The sequence below is a fragment of the Nostoc sp. PCC 7524 genome, from assembly GCF_000316645.1.
Lineage (GTDB): Bacteria > Cyanobacteriota > Cyanobacteriia > Cyanobacteriales > Nostocaceae > Trichormus.
Genome location: NC_019684.1, coordinates 427,066 through 444,134 on the forward strand (window position 1 = coordinate 427,066; position 17,069 = coordinate 444,134).

Genomic DNA, 17,069 nt, shown 5'->3' on the forward strand with positions numbered 1-17,069 from the left:
CCTTCCCTAGTAGGGAAGGGGGAAAATTAAAGCCTCTCTCCTTGTAGGGGAGAGGTTTGGAGAGGGGTTTTCCAGATGCCGTGAAAAGTCAGCAACTTCGGTCTAGTAGGGAAGAATTTATGTTGCTGTGTACCTCTATGTTGAAGAATTCATTGTTTCACCTCAGAGGCACAGCGAAAATTCTGTAGCTTGCTTCGCGTAAAGTGCGAAATATAAAATAAAGGCGGAGTTAACCGCCATTACCATTCACTATTCTTGAGTAATTGGTTATTCTTGATTATCTGATATGAATATGAAGAATATATGACAAAGATGTGGCATTTTCTTCTCTGAAGAATGATACTGAAAAAAACTGATGATTATAATATTTCTAATATTGGCACACTGTAGTAGTAAAATTTTTTACAAAAATTCATATATAATTCTCAGTTAAATTTAAAAAAATTTATAAAGTTTGTTGTCATTTAGAAGTTATGGCGATATTACTGTACATCAATTCCGAGATTGATAAAATATTATAATATTTCTCCTAACTAAATTAAATATAAAGATAAAAATTGGGTGCAATTAGATATAGATGAATCAAATCAAAGATATTTCTGGGATTTTACAGCATTCTTGCCAATTACCCATTATTTTAGCAATCTTTAACTTTTTTCTAATTAAAAATATTTAACATAGATTAAAAATGATAACTAACATCACCAATTGTGAATTTTATCGTGCAGTATTGAGAGTAAGCTTAATTATTGAAACCTAGTTAAAAGTTGACATAAGTGAGCTACAAAAACTTAAATAATCATTAGTATTTTATATTTTTTTGCACTTTGGGTATGAATTACTAATGACTAAAAGTTGATGTGTGCTAGCTTAATTACTAGGTTGTTGAGCAAAATGGTGACAGGGTTAAACACCAAGCAACCTTAACAACAAGAAGTAACAATGATAGAGAAAATTTTACTAGCTGTTTCTGGATTGGGTCACGCCGAGGAAATGCTCAAAACCTTGAAAGAAGTGCCATCAATCCAATCTGCAAAAGTTACAGTTCTGCACGTTGTTTCTCCCCAAACTACTGCTACGGCAATGACAGATAAATGGGAAGAAGGCGGCAAAATTCTGGCGAATGCCATTCAATCTTTGAATTTAGATCCCTCTCAGGTATCTTCAATTTTACGCCAAGGTGATCCTAAAGATGTTGTCTGTCAGGTAGCAGATGAAATCGATGCTGACTTAATTATTATGGGTTCACGCGGGCTGAAGCGTCTGCAATCAATTTTATCGAACTCAGTGAGTCAGTACGTTTTTCAATTGTCTTCTCGCCCAATGTTGCTGGTTAAAGATGACATTTATGTCAAAAGAATTAAACGCGTCATGGTGGCGATGGATAACTCTGATGCAGCTAAACATTGTCTAGATTTGGCTTTGTTTTTACTGCGGGGTATTCAGGGTAGTCAATTAATTTTGGCTAACATTACTACAGATTTACGTGGTAAAAATTCTGAAGCGGCTGAAATTAGCCCAGACAAAAACCCTGTGTTAGCAGCAGCTGTTGCAGAAGCACAAAAATACGGTGTGCCGGCTCGCTGCTATACCAGTGTCGGTAAACCAGGGGAAGAAATTTGTCGCTTGACGGAAGAGTTGAACGTAGACTTATTATTGCTTGGTTCTCCCGATCGCCGGCCATCTGTGGCTAAGAATTTTGTTGATATCGATAGACTCATTGGTGCTTCTTTATCAGACTATGTACGAGTTAATGCTAGTTGTCCAGTATTGTTAGCACGGACAAGTGGTTAACCCCTTTTTCAGTCTAGTAGTTAATAAATAAAAACCCCTATACCAAATGGTGCAGGGGTTTTTTATGTTGTCCAAAAAATGATCAAGTATCTTTTTTACCTTCGCGGCTGGCAGTTTGGATGTAAAGAATTATTAAAAATACGGCGGGTACAAGTACGAACAGAATGCTCGCAACGAACCCTAGGTCATTAACTTGCATGGCAAGGAAGCCTCTCTTTAATTTCCAGTCAACAACTTTAGAATAGCATCTACGATGCCAGTGTTAGCTCTTTTTTTTTACCTATACAGCTATTACTTAAAGCTTAAGGTTTCGTGACTACGCTGACTGGGCCATTTACTAAGGTTTGGCAGGCTAGGCGATAGTTAGCGGGTTTTTTCTTTAACATCCGATTTTCAACATCTGTAGGAGTAGAAAGATTTTCGACTCCTTCTACTATCTCAACTACACAAGTACCACACTGACCGTAGCCGCCGCAATTGGTGAGTTTGCCAAAAAATTTATAGATGTCAATGCCATTTTCCATTGCTTTTAGCCGCAGATTAGCACCATCTGCCGCTATTACTTCTTTATTTTCTTTGACAAATTTGATATTACCCATAACTTAATAATTCCTCTGTAACTGCAAACTCGCCTGGTTGTATACCTATCTTACTGAGTTTATCCTAATTTATTACAAAAAATTAAGAATTATCAAGATTAAAGAAGTACAAAAAAATAGGACAGGTAATTTACCTGTCCTAGGAATTGATGATGTTTTAACTTACCTAAAGCCAACAGCTGCTTGCCATACGAAAGCAAGCAATAAAAAGAAAACGGGAATTACTGGGAGAACATCAACCAGAGGGTCGAAGATTTGATAAGCTTCAGGCAATTTTGCTAATAATAGTGCTGCTTCCATGTTTGTTTAAATCCACCTAATCCAACACAGCTTTCATAATTGAGATGTATCTTAACATGGTTTGGGCATTGGGAATTGGGCATTGGGCATGGGAGAAATTTTTTTCTATTCTCTATTCCCCATTCCCTATTCCTATTCTCCATTTTCTGGCGAATTGAGCCAATGACCAAATTCTGCCATGAAGCGATCGCTTAATATTGCTTGGCGAATTTTTTGGGTAAAACGGATGAGTTCGGTAATGTTATGAATGCTCAATAAGGTATAAGCTAAAATTTCTTGCGATCGCACTAAATGGGAAATGTAGGCACGACTGAAATTTTGACAAGCATAACAAGGACAATTCTCATCTAATGGTGCAAAATCTTCACGAAATTTAGCATTTTTTAAATTCCAACGTTCGCCGTTGACGATAGCTGTGCCGTGTCTTGCCCAACGGGTAGGAATCACACAATCAAATAAGTCTATTCCGGAAGCGATCGCAATTACCATTTCTCGATATGTCCCCACGCCCATCAAATAACGAGGTTTGTGGGGTGGTAACAATGGCGCGGTGGCTTGGACAATTTGCGCCATCAGTTCTGGTGGTTCTCCGACACTCACACCCCCAATGGCATAACCAGGTAAATCAAATTCAGTTAAACTATTGGCAGCTTTGGCGCGTAAATCCAGATATACCCCACCTTGCACAATCCCAAATAAGGCTTGATCACTACGTTGATGGGCTACAGTGCAACGTTCTAGCCAACGGTAAGTCCGCTCAGTGGCAGCTTCCACCTCTTGGCGCGTCGCTGGGTATGGTGGACATTCATCAAAGGCCATGATCACATCTGCCCCTAGGATATTCTGAATCTCTATGGAGCGTTCTGGCGTTAACTTAATGATTTGTCCATCGTGGGGTGAACGAAAAGTTACACCTTCTTCTGTAATCTTTCGCATTTCACTGAGGCTGAACACCTGGAACCCACCGGAATCAGTGAGTATCGGCCCATTCCAGCCCATAAATTTATGTAACCCACCCCCACCAGCTACAATCGCTTCCCCTGGTTGTAAGTGGAGATGATAGGTATTTGATAAAACCATCTGCGCCCCAGTTTCTTTTAATTGGGCTGGGGTGACAGTTTTGACATTCGCTAGCGTCCCCACAGGCATAAACCGGGGAGTTTCTACAGGGCCGTGCGGCGTGAAAAATACACCGGCTCTAGCTTTTGTTTGGCTACAACGAGCTAAGGATTGAAAAGAAAATGTGGCACTCAAGGTAAAATATCGCTGTGCGCTGTATAAAAAACAATAATTGATAATAAACAAACAGTAATTGATGATTGATCACCTCTGACCGTTTATCTATTACCAATTTCCAGATTTTGAGTATATGGTAACTACTTAAAACGTATCTGAACAGTCATCGTCAATTTCGGCATCCCATCTAGCAGCCAGAACTTCATCCATCATCGCCTCGATCGCACTGACGTTCCATTGTCGCTCTTGACGTTCTTGTAAAGGGGTTGATAGGGGAATTAGCCGCAGACACATACTTTCTTGTATCAAGTCAAAGTAGGTTGCGTTTTCTGGCGACTGTTTTAGTTCCAGATAATCAAAACTATCAACGTTCAGATATAGCGCACTGTTAGCAACTAAAGTAGACCTTTGCGGATTAGCAAAGACTTCCATCACATCCCCGTCACCCTCACTCAGTAGCTTGCCTTCTTGGGTGTAGATGTAGTGGACTCGACCTACATCAGCTAACAATCGCTTCATGTCGAGTTTGTTTACAATTATCCCCGTGTTAACAATGCACGGAGCAGGTATCTTGGTGTCGGGTAGATGATGTCTCATAGAAGAAATGAAGATGAGCGATTGTGAGTCCAACACAGCTAGACGATTGCTGACACAACTGGTTGACCGTCTACATCAAAAATATCAACTTTTGAGAGCGATCGTCTAATTACCTGAAGAAATTGTTAATTTTTGAATGAAAAACCAGACTATACTGTGTGGAAATTTTAGCTTGCTGATTTTAATAGCATTGCGTTATAATTAGCACGCAAAAAACGAGATTACAGAGTCAAGCATAGCAAAATTTGCCAAACAATTCCTTCATTAACAGCAATCTTATCTAAATATTTAAAATTTTCTGCTGTCAACTGTGCCGGAATTGAGATTGTTGATGAGATAGGGGATAAACTACAGGCGTGATTGAAGAAATAGTTGCCATGAAACCTCTAGAATTTTTTACTCACTTCCCAGAGGGTGGACAATCATGCTGAAGCAGCTGCAATGGTGGCAGAACCTAGGATTAAAACTATTAGCAGGCATAGTATTTTACACTACTATTCCTCTGCCTTATATAAATGGTTTAGATTTTCGCCAAGTGGCGCGTCTGGCTCCGGTGGTGGGGTTGATGATTGGTGGTATTTTAGGGCTGTTTGATACAGTCCTGAATTATCTGGGTATGCCTGTGCTGACTCGTAGTGCTTTAATAGTGGGTATTTGGATTGCCATTACTGGGGGGCTACACTTAGACGGGGCAATGGATACAGCTGATGGTTTGGCTGTTGGCAATCCAGAACGGCGGTTGGAAGTGATGGCAGACAGTGCTACAGGTGCATTTGGGGCAATGGCAGCGATCGCCTTATTATTATTAAAAACCACTGCCTTGATAGATATTGCAGACAAACGTTGGCTAGTCTTGATGGCTGCTTGTGGCTGGGGGCGTTGGGGACAACAACTAGCAATTTTCAGCTATCCCTACTTAAAACCCACCGGTAAAGGTGCATTACACAAACAAGCGATTTGTTCCTATCTAGATTTACTACCAGGACTGTTGTTAATGTTGACAGTTAGTGGCTTATTGTGGTTGCTCAATGGTCACAACTTGATTATCCCAGTAGTCATGATGCTTGTGGGATGTGCGATCGCTACTTTAACAGGTGCGTGGTTCAATCACAAATTAGGCGGACACACAGGGGACACCTACGGCGCAGTTGTGGAGTGGACTGAGGCTTTATTTCTATGTGTGCTGACAATACTTTAGTACCACTTGCGGAAGTCAATGGTAGAGATGACATAACACCTAATTATGGGTGAATTGATCTACGATCCCTGCTTTGCTGAGAAGTGGATAGAACCGTATCGACAGGGGCTGTTAACTCAACTAGCAATGCAGTTAGCGATCGCCATCCAACAGTCAGAACTGCATGAGCAGTTGTAAATTGCCAACCAGCATCTGCAAAACATGGTTGTCCTCGAACTCATTAATGCTGCTGATCAAGCACTTTATCAAGCCAAAGCACGAGGACGCAATAATTACTGCTTTTATAATTCAGTCTCCAAGTCCCAAACTGCTAAACAGTGATTATTGATCTTATTGAAGAAGGCAGAAGGCAGGAGGCAGAGGGCAGTCCCAATGAAAAAATTTCATCACCATGAATGAAAATGTGGTAACTTCCAAGATAAGGCTGATACAAGCGAGGTTGTTTCCTTATTAGAGCATCAGAGCCTGAAGGGCAGTCTAACCTGGATATCGAGAGGAATTACCAATTGTCGCCACTGAGCAATTTTTTGGTTTTAGTGAGCACGCAAGTCAGAATCTACTATTTAGATATCCACGTATTAGCCCCCTATCAATTTTGAAAGTTGTAGTAGCTCAAGAGATATGCAGGTAGTCTACAATCGTTGTGCAGGACTAGATGTACACAAAAAGACGGTGGTAGCTTGTGTAATTACCCCGAAGTCTTCGTCCGGATGGCACAAGGAAATACGCACATTCACTACAATGACTCAGGACTTGTTAAAACTTTCTGACTGGTTAACAAGTCACAATTGTACTCATGTAGCAATGGAGAGTACTGGAGAGTACTGGCGACCTGTATTTAATATCCTAGAAGGAAACTTTGAAGTTATGTTAGTTAATGCCCGTCATATAAAAGCGGTGCCAGGACGCAAAACAGACATCAAAGATTCGCAGTGGATTGCCGAACTACTACAACATGGGTTGTTACGTGCGAGTTTTATTCCCCCTGTGGAGCAAAGAGATTTGCGCGATTTAACTCGTCATCGTAGCAATTTTATTCGCGAAAGAGTTAACTTAGTGAATCGAGTCCAAAAAGTGCTGGAAGCTGCTAATATCAAACTTGCCTCAGTTGCCAGTGACGTAATGGGTGTGTCAGGACGAGCAATGCTAGCTGCGATTGTTGAAGGTAGCGCTAGTCCTGAACTGATGGCGGACTTGGCAAAAGGAACCATGCGAAAAAAGCACGATTTACTGATTCAAGCACTTGAGGGTAGAGTTCGTCCTCATCAACGATTCATTCTTGCACAGCTACTGTGTCAAATTGATAGCATAGACGAAACAATTAAATGTTTTGACCAACAAATTGAGGAATATTGCCGCCCTTTCGACCAAGCGGTTGAGTTAGTTGACACCATACCTGGTGTTGCTCGTCGAACTGCTGAGATCATTGTCTCGGAAATTGGCACGGATATGAGTCGCTTCCCAAGTGCCGAACATTTGGCTGCTTGGGCTGGGGTTGCCCCTGGAAACTATGAAAGTGGCGGTAAGAAGCTTTGTGACGGCACTCGCAAAGGTAATCGAGTTTTACGAACTATTTTGGTTCAAGCTGCCCATGCTTTGGCTCGAACTAAAACTTACCTTGCTGCACAGTTTCGTCGTCTGTCGGCACGACGCGGAAAAAAACGCGCTGCGGTTGCTGTTGCACATTCTATTTTAACGATCGCTTACCATCTCATATCACGTCAAGAACCTTATAAAGATTTAGGAGCTGATTATTTCGACAAACATCGACATGTAAGTGTCAAGAAACGTTTGATTAAACGCCTAGAAAAACTTGGTTATCAAGTTAGTGTTGAACCTGTTCCGGTCGCAATTTAAACCTGTAATCAATATTTTGTTTCGGCTGTGTCGCCATTCAACGACAATAGCCACATACTTTCTTTAGTTTTTTACCAAAGTTTGATTTTCAAGTCAGAAGGTTCTTTTCAGCTATAGGATTCAAACCCCTCCTGAAAAGAAGCCACCAAATTGAAAATTTGGTGGGGGTCTTAAACCCTTGCTCCCGACCGTCGCGCAGATGGTGACGCTCCTGCGTCGCTAACGCTTCTCTACGAGACGCTCCGCGAACGCTATCGGGCAATCGAGGAAGGGATAAATCCCTTCTGCCTTCTGCCCTCTGCCCTCTGCCTTTCTTTGATAAATACCCTAAAAGGTTGATATCAACAACAGATTGAATATAACTTTTGAGAGTATGCAAGTAAATTGGCAAATATTATGCTGAGACTGGCAACTATTGCAGGCATTGCATTAGAAAATGCAAAAAAATCGTCCTAGTAATATATTTATACGTGCCTTCGTTTTAATTTTTATCATTTTAGCTATTTTCATCTTAGGCTCAATCATTCAACAGGCACAAAACCAACCAGAAAGGCTCGAAGAACCAGAAGTTGATTTATCTAGAATTTGGGTATTTAAGATAAAAAAAGAACTAATTGTCTAAGTCTGATAACTGATTTGGCACTTATCAATCTTTGTTTACTTGCCATTATGAGATGTAGAAAAGTTGGCTCTCCCAGACTTGGGTTGATAAATTAACACTAAAAAATGGCTCAAACGATTCATATAAAAAGGTTTCGCTAAAACAAAATCAAGAATTTAATAAAAATTCACTTTATTACTCTTGAATCCCAAGCTATGTAAGGATTTAACCTGATATTAAGTATTAATTTGTTATAGCTAGTCTAGGAGAGCCGAAAAGTTTAGCATGGTTCGTATTACAAGGCTGATTAGTTGGGTAATTATAGGTATCATCTTAGTTTCTCTGCCCAATGTGTCAAGTTGGGCGAGAAATGTACCCCAATTGCCGCCTACAACACCTCAACAGCAACAACCAACTCAACTAAAACAGCCTGTTGTACCATCTGCAACTGCACGAGGATTGAATGATCCCCAAGAACTGGAAGCTTTTACAGATAGCATCTTTAATGAAGAGATGCCAAAATCTCATATCCCTGGTGCAGTAATTTCTGTAGTCAAAGATGGCAAGCTTTTTTTTGCTAAGGGTTACGGCTACGCTAATGCCGAGAAAAAGATACCTGTAGTTGCTGATCAAACCCTGTTTCGTGTTGCTTCACTGTCCAAGCTATTCACTGCGACGGCTGCAATGCAGTTGTATGAACAGGGAAGACTCGACCTCGGTGCCGATGTTAACCAGTATCTCACAACTTTCCAACTCCAGAATCCTTATCCTGAGTCGGTGAGAGTTGCCCAATTGATGACCCATACTGATGGTACTACCAAACGTAGAATTGGATTAGCAGCTCGTACTGCGGCACAAATGCAGCCATTAGGAAAGTATTTAGCTAACTATATGCCGCCAGTTGTGCGTCAGCCTGGTAGAGTATATGACTATTCCAGCCATAGCACCACCCTTTTAGGTTATTTGGTAGAAAGAGTCTCTGGTATTCCCTTCACGCAATACATTACAGACAATATCTTGCAACCTCTCAAAATGCGGCAGAGTACCTTTCTTCAGCCACCACCGCCAGATTTAGCTGAGAACTTGGCTGTAGGTTATCAATATCGCAATGGTAAGTTGCAAGCAGTCCCGTATTTATACTTCAATATTGCTCCAGCTGCGGCGATGAGCGCAACTGCCACAGACATGGCTCATTTTATGATTGCACATTTAATGAATGGCCGTTATGAAAACTCGCAGATTTTGAAAGCTGAAACCGTGCAACTGATGCACCAACAGCATTTTACCCACCATCCCAAATTACCCGGTACGGGCTACGGTTTTCGGGAACGGTTAGAAAACAATATGAGGATGACTGGACATTTGGGTAGTTTGCGGGGTTATTCTAGCTCGTTAACCTTGATGCGCGATCGCAATATTGGTATTTTTATCGCTACTAACAGTATTAATGGCGTGCATGGCAAATTTCTGAGTCGATTTTTAGACCATTATTTCCCTGTCACTCAACAACCTGAACCTCTTCCATCCTTAAAACTTTCTCAAAAGCAACTTAATCACTTTACAGGTACTTATCGCGATCTTGAATATCCCCGCCACACCTTTGTCAAGTTAACAGCACCGTTTGAGCATATGAATATCTTCAAAAATGATGACGGAACATTGCAGATACGTACTCCTAGTTTTTTCTTTAGGGGAGATGCGCCTAGTTTTCGCTTATTACCCGTAGAACCTTTGTTATTCAAACGCACCGAGGATGATGCTTTTACAGCTTTTGGCGAAGATAGCAATGGTCAAATTGCTTTTGCATTTAATCCACTTTGGCCGAAAATCGGAGCTTATGAGCGCATCCCTTGGTATGAAACTATTGGGGTGCAGTTAGCAATTGCTGGTTTTTGTGTATTTGTCTTTTTCTCTGCATCTCTAATGTGGCTTGTACGTCCTTTGATTGATTTTCTCAAAGGCAAACCTTTTTTAGATAGACAGAAGTTTAATCCTGCATGGATGATTGCAGGTCTTATTAGTACCCTAAATTTAGTGTTTTTGATTGGTTTACCCTTGTCACTATGGCTTATTGGTGCATGGAAGTTGGTATATGGTGTACCTGCTGTAGTGGTGGCATTATTTTGTTTACCATTGGTGACTACTCCCCTAACAATAGTTTTAGCTCTGTTGACTGTATTAGCTTGGAGAAATAAGAATTGGTCTTTAGGAGTGCGATCGCATTACTCGTTAGTTACTTTCGCTGCTTCGATTTTTATTCCCTTCGTCATGTACTGGAATTTATTGGGGTTTCAATTTTAAACATCAGTGAGCAATTAATAATATGCTGAACTCAGCTCGAAATAAAGCCAAAGAAATCATTCAAAATATTGTTGATACTACCCAAGAAAAAACAACTGAGATTACTGAAGAAGCTATTTTCCAAGCGGTTGATCAAGCTCTCAATGTGATAGAATTAGCCAGTAAAAGAGTCAGAGAAAGAGATATACCTACAGAAAAAGTTTCACTAGAAGTTAGTGTTAATATTATGGGATTAATCGAACTCAAAATGCAAGCCAATGTCCCTAATCAAGAAGAAGTAAAAGAGGTAATCTTAGCAGTTAATCATAATTCTAGCCAGTAGGGTGTGTTGTTGCATAGCGCGACGCACCATCCGACATTTTAATGGCGTTAGGAAGTTTCTCTCTAACGCACCTTTGATATGAGAATTGAGCGGGGTTAAACCCCCGTTCATATGCTTCCTATTTACCTTATTTACTCTTTATTTGACAATATCAGGAATTGCTGATGGATATACAGATTCAGCAATTAATACAGGCTTATTTGTGTATTCTGCTTCGAGTTGTCTTTGAAAACCCGTATCCCAATTAAAGTCGTATTCTTGTTCAATGTCAGCAACAACAAATTGACGTAGTACACCAGTCACGACAATTTTTTCACCATCCCTAACTGGTGTTTGCCCCTGCGGATATAATACTAATAAATCTTGTCCACCAATTAATCTGTCTTCATCCAGGGTAAAAGCATTATTACCAACAATTTTCTCAACTTCCGCAGGTACAGCAATTACCTGATTGTAATATGCACTAGGATTTGTAGTCAATGTGCCTGGCTTCACTGCGGGAGCAATAGATTGGGCGATAATAGCTGGCTTACTTTCATATTCTCGATACAAATTCGGGTCTAAATCCAACCCGTATTCTGTCTCAACATCGCTCACAACAAAGTTAGCCACTTTACCTGTAATTTGTAGTTCTGTATTCTCAGGAATAGCTGCTGGCTTACCTGAAGCATTCACAACTAAAATTGTTTCACCATCTATAAAATCATTATCACTAATTGTGAATGTACTTGCACTAACTTTTCTGACTGGTTCACTTCTCACGCTTACAGTTTGGCCTAAAAGAGCATTGGTGTTATCTGCAACTTGCTCAGTTGTCACATTGCCTTCAGATTCTCCAATTTCTCTACCAGCAAAGTCATTGGTACAAGCAGGAAGAAGTATAGCTGCCATAGCTAGAGCAATTAAACCTGTTCGTTTGCCGCTCAAGCTGCTAACAGTATGATAATATTTATTCAGCATGAAAAAATCTCCTCGTGACATTAACAAAGCTAATTCCAAGCTCAGTTGCTAATATGAGCAGTGATTTATAAACTTATGGAAAAACCTGACAAATGCAGATTTAATTACTGCTTTTATTGATGGCAACCAGAAATTTGTTTGCTTTGCAGTAACACATTGATCCCATATTAATAGTTCAAAAAATAAATTTCTTCTTTCGCAAGAATGAAAACAGGCATAAAATCATAGAGAGATGAATCAAACAACAGGTTTTTGCTTGATTCATCACGCATTTATAGAAAGACCTTGTAATACCGAGTCCCAGTCAAAGATAGTACCTGGATCAGGGAGTTAGGAGTAGGAAAGGAATATTCTGCTGGAACGCAACTTAGTATAACTGTGGACTATAGACTATTGACTTATTTCATTGGTTGCAATTTTGTCACTTTGAGTTTAAAAGGCCCAACCCCAGTTTCCCCAAAAGATCGCACTCGAATAATAAAAGTCCCTGTTTCATTTATGCGGGTAAATAGTAAAGAATTACTTGTACCATCGGGGCCATCATCATTTTCTGCTAATGTCGAACCATCGGGTGCTAACAGGGTAATGATACTATCAAAGCTCTCAGAACTTAAATCAATTGCTAGATTATCACCCTTATTTAACTTGACTGCATAATCACGAGCAAATCCACCCTGTCCTGTGGGAATATCTTTTTCTGAAAGGGTATCACTAATTTCTTTAAAATCAGTCAACATCACAGGGCTGTACAGTTTATTATTTTGAGCAAAACCTGCTGTTGTACTAATAACAATTGCTAATAATGTAGCTGGAACCGGGATAATTATGCAAAAAAGTTGATGAATATTTCTACCGATCATGACAAGTGATGTTCCCACAATAACAGGGTAATTTGGTTAATTATAAATTTCTCAGAGATAGCTTGCCCATTAATTTTTGATGTCTCTGTTATTGACAGGAGTGGCGATCGCAGCTAACCCTAAGACGACAATTCCAGATTGACGAAGTATCTGCACAGCAGACTTAAAAGTAGCGCCAGTAGTGTAGATGTCATCCACTAACAATACTGGAGTTTGAGGGCGGCGATCGCAAAAATCTGCACCCAGAGCGAAAGCTTCAGCCAAGTTATTTTCTCGATCCGACGCAGATAAACCAAACTGCGCCTGAGTCTTGCGTACTCTTGCCAAACCATTTACCTTTAATTTTAGTCCAGTTGTCTGACAAAAGCTTTGGGCAATTAATGCGGCTTGATTGTAACCTCGTTGTTTTTGCTTACTGGCGTGGAGTGGTATCGGTACTACTACAATTTGTTGCTTTTGATGACAAGAATGTAATAACCAAGCTTCTCCTAGCCATTGTCCCAAAGGACGAGCGATTTGGGGTTGATTGTCGTATTTCATTACCGCGATCGCACGTTTGATGCTCCCACCATACACACCCCAGCTAAATACAGGTGTGGGTGGTTTCCATAAGATATTGGGCTGTGTGTGATGGCATTTGTGTAACTGTCTGGTGCAATTTTCACAAAATACACCCGATGTAGAACGTTGACACAGAGGACAGTTGGATTGCAGAAATAAATCAAGAAAACCCTGGAACATGGTTCATTTTTGTGTAGAGAAGTTGTATTACAACGTCTCTTATAGATATTTCACATACACGCGATCGCAACGTGCAGTTTCTAAGCCTGTAGCTGGCTGATAGCCGTTGTTTTCATATAATTTGACTGCTTCTACCAAGACACTGACAGTTTCAATCCAAATTTGCTGAAAACCACGAAATGCGATCGCTTCTTCTAGCTGTTGTAACAAATATTTCCCCAAACCTAAACCCCTAACACTGGGTAAAAGGTACATTTTCCTGATTTCAACTGCTTTTTCTCCCCGATGGGTAGGGTAGTATGCCCCAGTACCAACTATTTGACTTTGGTGTTCAATTACCCAAAACTCGCCCCCTGTGGCTAAGTAACATTCTTCTACTTCCAGCACATCACGATCAGCACCTTTGGGTTCCCAACCCAGCCCGTATTCTGATAATACGTAACTGATGACGGCGGCGGCTCTAGTGCGATCGTTTTTTTGCCAGTTACGAATTAAGAAGTCTTTGTAGTAGCTGTGCATTACCTTTTGTGGGTCGGGTTTGTACAGAAAAGTCTTTTACCCAGCGTATAGCTTCTCTAGCTGATTCTAACTCAGGTGAAGCTCACCCAGCATGAATTTTACCTATGCTTAAGAGTCAGCAAGGCGAGTTTTGACTCTGGGAGTTCCTGATCAATGCGATCGTCTCATTATCAATGAGCAGTGGAGAATTCTGGCTCAATTCTCAGAAAAACTATGAGATGAGATGAGCGAAACAAACAGTAGGTCAGGAAATTCAGTAAACTATTTATCCTTGTGTCTTAGGATCTTGAAATTATCAAGTTAGCTCATGTTTATACAGAAAAGTGCAGCGATGTGATCACGCTTTGTGCGGCTTCCCTTGGGAGTATAGCATAGGGAATCTAGCAGGTATCGTCTCCTAATGAGAATACTTGATTTAGCTAGCCCGACTGAAATTTTATAATGCTAATTTAATGCTAGGGAAGGTACTATTAAAACATAGAGAGGTGTTTGTTTTTAAGTAATGATTATTTCTCATATAAGTTTGAAGAACTGGAGAAACTTTCGAGCAGTCGAGGTAGATCTAAAAGATCGCGTTTTCCTTGTTGGCCCAAATGCCTCTGGTAAATCCAATTTTCTTGATGCTTTCAGGTTTTTGCGAGATCTTGCCAAGGATGGAGGTGGATTACAGAAGGCAGTAAGAGACCGTGGAAGTTTATCGAAGCTCAGATGTTTATATGCGAGACGATATCCTGACGTTGAGATAGAAGTGCAGTTATCAGAAAACGAACTACAAGCACCTATTTGGAAATATAGTATTGGAATTAAACAAAGGAAAGGAGGGCAGAATGAACCTATCCTTTCTTATGAGAGGGTTTGGAAAGATGGTAAACAGTTAATCAATCGTCCAGATTCTGAAGATGAAAAGGATAGCTTACGTTTAACCCAGACTTATTTGGAGCAGATTAATGCGAATGCAGAGTTTAGAGAAATTCCCAAGTTTCTTGAATCAATCTTATACCTTCATTTAGTTCCTCAACTATTACGATATCCTGAAGCATTTAGTGGACCTGGAATTCAAGGAGACCCTTTCGGCAGAAATTTTTTAGAGCGAGTTATGAAGACCTCAGAAAGAACTCGCAGATCTCGCCTAAAAAAAATTGAAGATGCCCTAAGAATTGCAGTTCCGCAGTTAAAGCAGTTGACTGATGTGAAAGATGAAATGGGCATTCCTCATTTAGAAGCCGTCTATGAACATTGGAGACCTGGAGCAGGTAAACAGCGAGAGGATCAGTTTTCAGATGGAACATTACGTCTAATTGGTTTACTTTGGTCTCTTCTGGAAAGTGACTCTCTTCTTCTTCTTGAAGAACCAGAATTGTCCTTAAACGCTGGAATTGTTGCTAAGTTACCTTCTTTAATTTATCGTTTACAGAAGCCGAAAAAGCGGCAAGTCATACTTAGCACCCACAGTGCTGAATTACTATCAGACGCAGGTATTGGAGGTGAAGAAGTTTTACTGCTGACACCAACGGCTGAAGGTACAAAGGTTGAAGTAGCTGCCTCAATTCAAGAGATTAGGTGCTTGCTTGATGGAGGGCTGACTGTTGCTGATGCAGCTTTACCTCACACAACTCCTGCACAGATTGACCAATTGAGTTTACTTAAATGACCGATATTCCAATTAATCTAGCAGTTGAGGATGACTTAAGTGAAGCTGTGTTGAAAGAAATTCTCAGACAGTCTCAACGCCCATTTTTTATTGGAACTCGAGGAAAATCTCAAAGAAAAAATTTAGAGCCAACATAATGAAATACAGCGTTTCATTAATTCGCAGCCAATTCTGTGCGTACCTCTGTCTTGAAAAGTTCTGAACGGAGAAAACCTCCGCTCAGACTTTTCGCTGCGCTTACCTCTGTTTCCCTTCTGGGTTTATTTCACCACGCAGCTAAGAACAAAGCTCTAATTAACATTACTCATATTGCTGAAGATTTCAATCAAGTTCCCATCCGGATCACGAACATGAGCCGTGCGGAGTCCCCATTCTGGACGATCCATTGGTTGAGTTACAATGATGGCATTATGGTCTTTGAGATAATAATACAACTCATCTACATTATCCACTGCAAACACCAAAGCCATTTTGTTTTGACACTCAATCGCTGAAGGTTGATAAGCACTAGGAACTGCTTCCGCCATTAACTCTTTTCGGAATAAAGCTAGTTTGATGTAATCTCCGGTATGTAATTCGGCATATCCGCTATTTTCATCACCCCAATCTATAGTAAATCCCAGCGCATCACGGTAGAACAGAAAACAGTCTCTGTAATTGGAGACGAGCAACCTGATATGTGTTAACTGTAGCAACATAAATAGTACGTGATTCTACTAACTATGAATTCTAGGCTCTGGATGTAAATTTGTGAGCAACTCGCTTTCAATTATTGATAATTCATCCAGCCGTTGATTAACAATTTCACGGTCAAAGTAAGTATCAGCTAAAACCCAATAAGTACCGTAATGTCGTGCTTCAGATGCCATCAAACTCTTGTAAAAATTGGCTAATTCTGGCTCAGGACAGTGTGTAGCTAATAATCCTAAGCGTTCGTGACTACGCGCTTCAATTAAACCTGTGACTAATAAAGAATCTAAAAAGCGTTCTGGTTCTTGAGGACGCACAGCAGCTTTTAAACCCGCACCGTAGGGAGGTGGTGATAGGGGTGCTAGAGCTATATCCCGCCTTTCTAACCACTGATTCACCAATTCAAAGTGTTCTAGTTCTTCACGGGCGATCGCTGTTAATTCCCTAACCATTTTACTATTAGAAGGATAGCGAAACATAAAGTTTAACGCCACACCAGCCGCTTTCCGTTCACAGTGGGAATGATCCAGCAAAATAATGTCTAAATTAGCAATAGCTTGCTCTACCCAAGCATCACAGGTTGGTTGCTTGAGTGCATTGATAGTTGGTAACACAGAGGTAAGCACAGGGCGACAAAACTCAAGAAATTAAAATAGCACTGAGTATCCCAGCAAAACAATTTTAATTTAAATTTGGGATTGGAGACGGATTTGCCATCCAATATCATCACCATGCTGCGTCCGCTTCTGTTTCAGAGACGCTGAGGCAAAAACTATGGCAAATTCAACATCCACAATTGAATTGCCTCATATCTTGTGCCTTTTAAAAAAGTAAATCACCAGG

The 17,069-nt window shown here is 40.5% G+C and carries 20 protein-coding genes; 9 read left to right on the top strand and 11 right to left on the bottom strand.

Annotation, left to right across the window (positions count from 1 at the left end; genetic code table 11):
- Window positions 1-942 precede the first annotated feature (942 nt).
- On the top strand, window positions 943-1,794 hold the full coding sequence (locus tag NOS7524_RS01815) for a universal stress protein (RefSeq protein ID WP_015136745.1): 852 nt from the start codon (window positions 943-945) through the stop codon (window positions 1,792-1,794).
- 82 nt (window positions 1,795-1,876) lie between these two features.
- Here NOS7524_RS01815 and psbM read toward each other — a convergent pair whose 3' ends face one another.
- The 5 genes from psbM to NOS7524_RS01830 form a co-directional block, all read right to left on the bottom strand.
- Complete coding sequence (gene psbM, locus NOS7524_RS28110) at window positions 1,877-1,993, bottom strand: photosystem II reaction center protein PsbM (protein WP_015136746.1); 117 nt, start codon at window positions 1,991-1,993, stop codon at window positions 1,877-1,879.
- Window positions 1,994-2,096: 103 nt separating this feature from the next.
- Entirely contained in the window at window positions 2,097-2,393 is a 297-nt protein-coding gene (locus NOS7524_RS01820; RefSeq protein ID WP_015136747.1) for a 2Fe-2S iron-sulfur cluster-binding protein, read from the bottom strand.
- Window positions 2,394-2,555: 162 nt separating this feature from the next.
- Window positions 2,556-2,693: a photosystem II reaction center protein K gene (locus NOS7524_RS27980; protein WP_006195022.1), complete on the bottom strand. Its 138-nt coding sequence runs from the start codon at window positions 2,691-2,693 to the stop codon at window positions 2,556-2,558.
- A gap of 132 nt (window positions 2,694-2,825) precedes the next feature.
- Window positions 2,826-3,947, bottom strand: a complete 1,122-nt coding sequence (gene tgt, locus NOS7524_RS01825) for a tRNA guanosine(34) transglycosylase Tgt (RefSeq protein ID WP_015136748.1) — start codon at window positions 3,945-3,947, stop codon at window positions 2,826-2,828.
- Window positions 3,948-4,073: 126 nt separating this feature from the next.
- Entirely contained in the window at window positions 4,074-4,526 is a 453-nt protein-coding gene (locus tag NOS7524_RS01830) for a hypothetical protein (protein WP_015136749.1), read from the bottom strand.
- A gap of 424 nt (window positions 4,527-4,950) precedes the next feature.
- On the opposite strand from NOS7524_RS01830, the gene cobS reads away from it, so the two are divergent.
- The 6 genes from cobS (at window position 4,951) to NOS7524_RS01855 (ending at window position 10,805) form a co-directional block, all read left to right on the top strand.
- The gene (cobS, locus tag NOS7524_RS01835) at window positions 4,951-5,724 is read left to right on the top strand and encodes an adenosylcobinamide-GDP ribazoletransferase (protein WP_015136750.1); all 774 of its coding nucleotides are present in this window, start codon (window positions 4,951-4,953) and stop codon (window positions 5,722-5,724) included.
- Between the two features lie 45 nt (window positions 5,725-5,769).
- Entirely contained in the window at window positions 5,770-5,901 is a 132-nt protein-coding gene (locus tag NOS7524_RS30880; protein ID WP_268741976.1) for a hypothetical protein, read from the top strand.
- A gap of 444 nt (window positions 5,902-6,345) precedes the next feature.
- Window positions 6,346-7,581, top strand: coding sequence for an IS110 family transposase (locus tag NOS7524_RS01840; RefSeq protein ID WP_015136751.1), 1,236 nt, complete (start codon window positions 6,346-6,348; stop codon window positions 7,579-7,581).
- Window positions 7,582-8,017: 436 nt separating this feature from the next.
- Window positions 8,018-8,203, top strand: a complete 186-nt coding sequence (locus NOS7524_RS01845) for a hypothetical protein (protein WP_015136752.1) — start codon at window positions 8,018-8,020, stop codon at window positions 8,201-8,203.
- A 264-nt stretch (window positions 8,204-8,467) separates the two neighbouring features.
- Window positions 8,468-10,483, top strand: a complete 2,016-nt coding sequence (locus NOS7524_RS01850; RefSeq protein ID WP_015136753.1) for a serine hydrolase — start codon at window positions 8,468-8,470, stop codon at window positions 10,481-10,483.
- Between the two features lie 22 nt (window positions 10,484-10,505).
- On the top strand, window positions 10,506-10,805 hold the full coding sequence (locus tag NOS7524_RS01855) for a hypothetical protein (protein ID WP_015136754.1): 300 nt from the start codon (window positions 10,506-10,508) through the stop codon (window positions 10,803-10,805).
- A 138-nt stretch (window positions 10,806-10,943) separates the two neighbouring features.
- On the opposite strand, the gene NOS7524_RS01860 is transcribed toward NOS7524_RS01855, so the two are convergent.
- The 4 genes from NOS7524_RS01860 to NOS7524_RS01875 all read right to left on the bottom strand — a co-directional run bounded on the left by NOS7524_RS01860 (window position 10,944) and on the right by NOS7524_RS01875 (window position 13,885).
- Window positions 10,944-11,765: a hypothetical protein gene (locus NOS7524_RS01860; RefSeq protein WP_015136756.1), complete on the bottom strand. Its 822-nt coding sequence runs from the start codon at window positions 11,763-11,765 to the stop codon at window positions 10,944-10,946.
- A 398-nt stretch (window positions 11,766-12,163) separates the two neighbouring features.
- A complete protein-coding gene (locus tag NOS7524_RS01865) occupies window positions 12,164-12,625 on the bottom strand; it encodes a PPC domain-containing protein (protein WP_015136757.1) in 462 nt (153 codons plus the stop codon).
- 69 nt (window positions 12,626-12,694) lie between these two features.
- Window positions 12,695-13,366 carry a ComF family protein gene (locus tag NOS7524_RS01870; RefSeq protein WP_015136758.1) on the bottom strand — a complete coding sequence of 224 codons (672 nt, stop codon included), beginning with the start codon at window positions 13,364-13,366 and terminating at the stop codon, window positions 12,695-12,697.
- 39 nt (window positions 13,367-13,405) lie between these two features.
- The gene (locus NOS7524_RS01875) at window positions 13,406-13,885 is read right to left on the bottom strand and encodes a GNAT family N-acetyltransferase (RefSeq protein WP_015136759.1); all 480 of its coding nucleotides are present in this window, start codon (window positions 13,883-13,885) and stop codon (window positions 13,406-13,408) included.
- Between the two features lie 502 nt (window positions 13,886-14,387).
- Between NOS7524_RS01875 and NOS7524_RS01880 the strand changes: the two genes are divergently transcribed.
- Window positions 14,388-15,536 carry an AAA family ATPase gene (locus NOS7524_RS01880; RefSeq protein ID WP_015136760.1) on the top strand — a complete coding sequence of 383 codons (1,149 nt, stop codon included), beginning with the start codon at window positions 14,388-14,390 and terminating at the stop codon, window positions 15,534-15,536.
- Window positions 15,533-15,673: a hypothetical protein gene (locus NOS7524_RS29790; RefSeq protein WP_015136761.1), complete on the top strand. Its 141-nt coding sequence runs from the start codon at window positions 15,533-15,535 to the stop codon at window positions 15,671-15,673. Before NOS7524_RS01880 ends, NOS7524_RS29790 begins: the two co-directional genes overlap by 4 nt.
- A 153-nt stretch (window positions 15,674-15,826) precedes the next feature.
- Here the strand turns inward: NOS7524_RS29790 and NOS7524_RS01885 are convergent, their stop codons facing one another.
- Window positions 15,827-16,234, bottom strand: coding sequence for a VOC family protein (locus tag NOS7524_RS01885; RefSeq protein ID WP_015136762.1), 408 nt, complete (start codon window positions 16,232-16,234; stop codon window positions 15,827-15,829).
- Window positions 16,235-16,252: 18 nt separating this feature from the next.
- A complete protein-coding gene (locus tag NOS7524_RS01890; RefSeq protein ID WP_015136763.1) occupies window positions 16,253-16,852 on the bottom strand; it encodes a tRNA-(ms[2]io[6]A)-hydroxylase in 600 nt (199 codons plus the stop codon).
- Window positions 16,853-17,069: the final 217 nt, after the last annotated feature.